The sequence below is a fragment of the Streptomyces viridosporus genome (assembly GCF_002078235.1).
GTDB lineage: Bacteria > Actinomycetota > Actinomycetes > Streptomycetales > Streptomycetaceae > Streptomyces > Streptomyces viridosporus.
This window is the reverse complement of record NZ_MSGP01000715.1, coordinates 1-2,842: the sequence shown is the minus strand read 5'-3', so window position 1 is coordinate 2,842 and position 2,842 is coordinate 1. Positions and strand designations below refer to the sequence as shown.

At 75.1% G+C, this 2,842-nt stretch carries 4 protein-coding genes and 1 riboswitch; of the genes, 1 reads left to right on the top strand and 3 read right to left on the bottom strand.

The features are described 5' to 3' along the window. Nucleotides 1-113: 113 nt before the first annotated feature. From B7L92_RS36375 to B7L92_RS36365, 3 genes are all read right to left on the bottom strand, one after another. A complete protein-coding gene (locus B7L92_RS36375; protein WP_004989195.1) occupies nt 114-479 on the bottom strand; it encodes an Rv2175c family DNA-binding protein in 366 nt (121 codons plus the stop codon). A gap of 70 nt (nt 480-549) precedes the next feature. After that, a complete protein-coding gene (locus B7L92_RS36370; RefSeq protein ID WP_255311310.1) occupies nt 550-1,791 on the bottom strand; it encodes an NAD(P)/FAD-dependent oxidoreductase in 1,242 nt (413 codons plus the stop codon). Between the two features lie 38 nt (nt 1,792-1,829). Then, nucleotides 1,830-2,183, bottom strand: coding sequence for an avidin-fold protein (locus tag B7L92_RS36365; RefSeq protein WP_081241438.1), 354 nt, complete (start codon nt 2,181-2,183; stop codon nt 1,830-1,832). A gap of 51 nt (nt 2,184-2,234) precedes the next feature. Further along, a riboswitch (TPP riboswitch) is annotated at nt 2,235-2,346 on the top strand. Here B7L92_RS36365 and B7L92_RS36360 point away from each other — a divergent pair. Then, the coding region (locus B7L92_RS36360) for an FAD-dependent oxidoreductase (RefSeq protein WP_143626458.1) at nt 2,344-2,842 on the top strand (499 nt) is incomplete at its 3' end. Its footprint overlaps the riboswitch before it by 3 nt.

The window sequence follows — 2,842 nt, the reverse complement described above, 5'->3', positions numbered from 1 at the left end:
GCCCCGACGGCACCCGGGGCGGGCGGCCGGGGCGGTTCGAGCCCGGCGCCGCGGTCCGCGGACGCCGGGCGGTCGTTCGGATCGGGCTCCGGACGGTCGGGGCCGGGGAAGGCTCAGACCGCGAGCGCCTGGGCGCGGCGCTTCACCTCCGTGCCGCGGTTCTCGCTCAGCGCCTGCGCGGGCGTGCCCGGCAGCGTGGGGTCGGGAGTGAACAGCCACTCCAGCATCTCCTCGACCGTGAAGCCGTCGTCCCGCAGGAGCGTTAGGGTGCCGGTCAGGCCCTTGACGACCTTGTCCCCGTCGATGAAGGCGGCGGGGACGTGCAGCGCACGGTTCTCCCCCCGGCGCACGGCGACGAGCTGGCCCTCCTTGACCAGCTGCCGGACCCGCGTCACCTCGACGCCGAGCTTTTCGGCGATGTCGGGAAGGGTGAGCCAGTCGGGGACGAGAGCATCGATCTTTGCGTCAATCTCGGTCACGGGAACAAGCCTGCCACCTGCCACCGACAGCCGGAAGTCGGCCTCGTCCGCACAGGGCCCCCGGCGGCCGTCACACGGCCGCCGCCTTCAGCGGTCGCGCCGGGTCCGCCAGCAGCTCCGGGTCCATCGCCGCACCCGCCTCGATCAGCCGGCGCCCCTGGGCCAGGTCCCGGGGCCGTCCCACCGCCAGCAGCGCGACCAGGCGCGACTCCCGCAGCCAGCACACGGTCCACGCCGGGCCCGCGGGGTCCCCGCGCCACACGGTCCGGTCGGCGTCCACGTGGTGTCCCGCGTACTGGACGAAACGCCCGAACTGCTCGGACCAGAAGTACGGCACCGGGTCGTACACCGCCGGTGTCCGGCCGGTGGCCGCGCCGAGGATGTTCACGGCGACCGTGCGCGGTCCCTGGAGGGCGTTGTCCCAGTGGTGGACCAGCAGGCGTTCGCCGTACCGGCCCGAGGGGAAGGACGCGCAGTCGCCGACCGCGTAGACGTCCGGCACGGAGGTCGCCAGGTGGCGGTCGGCGACGACCTCGCCGTGCGCCCCGAGCGCGACCCCGGAGCCCGCCAGCCAGGCCGTGGCGGGCCGGGCGCCGATGCCGACGACCACGGCTCCCGCGGGCAGCCGCGTGCCGTCGCCGAGGACCACGGCGCCGGGCTCGACGCGCTCCACGCGCGCGTGCGTGCGCAGGTCGACGCCGGCGTCGGCGTACCAGGCGGCCATCGGGGCGGCCACCTCGGCGGGCAGCGTCTCGGCGAGCGGCCGTCCGGCGGCCTCCACGACGGTGACCGCGCAGCCCGCCTCGCGCGCGGCGGTGGCGAACTCCGCGCCGATCCAGCCGGCGCCCACCACCACGACGTCGTGCTGGCGCGCGAGGACCGGCTTCAGCCGTTCGGCGTCGTCCAGGGTGCGCAGCAGGTGCACACCGGCGACGCCCTCCGCGCCCGGCAGCCGGACCGGTTCCGCGCCGGTGGCGAGCACCAGGACGTCGTAGGGCACGGGCCCGGCCTCCGTGTCCAGCTCGTGGTCGCCGGGGCGCAGGCCGAGCACCTCGCAGCCGAGCCGCAGTTCGACGCCGAGCGCCTCGAAGTCGACGTCGAAGGCGGAGTTCTCGGCCGTGCCGAGCAGCACCGCCTTGGACAACGGCGGCCGGTCGTAGGGCTGGTGGGGCTCCGCGCCGATCAGGGTCACGGTGCCGGTGAAGCCCTGCTCCCGCAGGGCGACCGCGGTCTGCACACCGGCCATGCCCGCACCCGCCACCACCACCCGGCGCGGCTCGGAGGGTCCCGGTTCCTGCCTCTGCTCGCTCACCCGATCACCTTAGACACCCGAGGACACCTGAGGGGGCGTCAGCCGGCCCCGTCCGCCGCGAGCTGCTCCACGACGCTCGTCCCGCGGCCCGGCTGCGACTCCCACCGCCAGGTCTCCTCCAGCCGTATCCGCCCGTCGGGCAGCTCCACGACCGCCGACACGCAGTGTCCCGACGCCGTCGTGCCGTCCCGCTTGAGCTGCACGTACCGGAAGTCCAGCCGGTCACCCTCCCGGGTACCCACCAGATGCCCGCGTACGACGTCGCCGCCCGCGTACTCGGCCCAGACCTCGCCGTCCCGCTCGTGGTAGACGAACCGGGTGCGGGTCCCGACCTGTCCCGGGGCCTGATCGGCCACGGGGGCGAGGACGAGACCGTCGAGCGAACGTGCCACCTCGGAGACTCCCTTACGAGTGCGATGTGCCGCGGGCTAGGGTGGCCAACGTAGAACACTCGCGGGAGTCCGGACGCACCGGGCTGAGAGGGAGGCTGGCGGCCTCCGACCGTACGAACCTGATCCGGGTCATGCCGGCGAAGGGAGGGGCTGGACGCCCATGTCGCCCACGCGCACGTCAGACGTCCTCGTCGTCGGGGGCGGGATCATCGGTCTGGTCACGGCCTGGCGGGCCGCGCAGCGCGGTCTCGCCACGGCCCTGGTGGACCCCGAACCGGGCGGCGGCGCCGCTCGGGTGGCCGCCGGGATGCTGGCCGCCGTCACGGAGCTGCACCACGGCGAGCAGACCCTGCTCGGTCTGAACCTCGCCTCCGCGCGCCGCTACCCGGACTTCGCGGCCGAGCTGACCGAGTTCACCGGGCACGACCTCGGCTACCGCCGGTGCGGCACCCTCGCGGTGGCGCTGGACGCCGACGACCGCGCCCATCTGCGGGAACTGCACCTGCTGCAGCAGCAGTCGGGGCTGGACTCGCACTGGCTGACCGGGCGGGAGTGCCGGCGTCTGGAGCCCATGCTCGCGCCGGGTGTGCGCGGCGGCCTGCGGGTCGACGGCGACCACCAGATCGACCCCCGGCGGCTGGCGGCGGCGCTGGTGACCG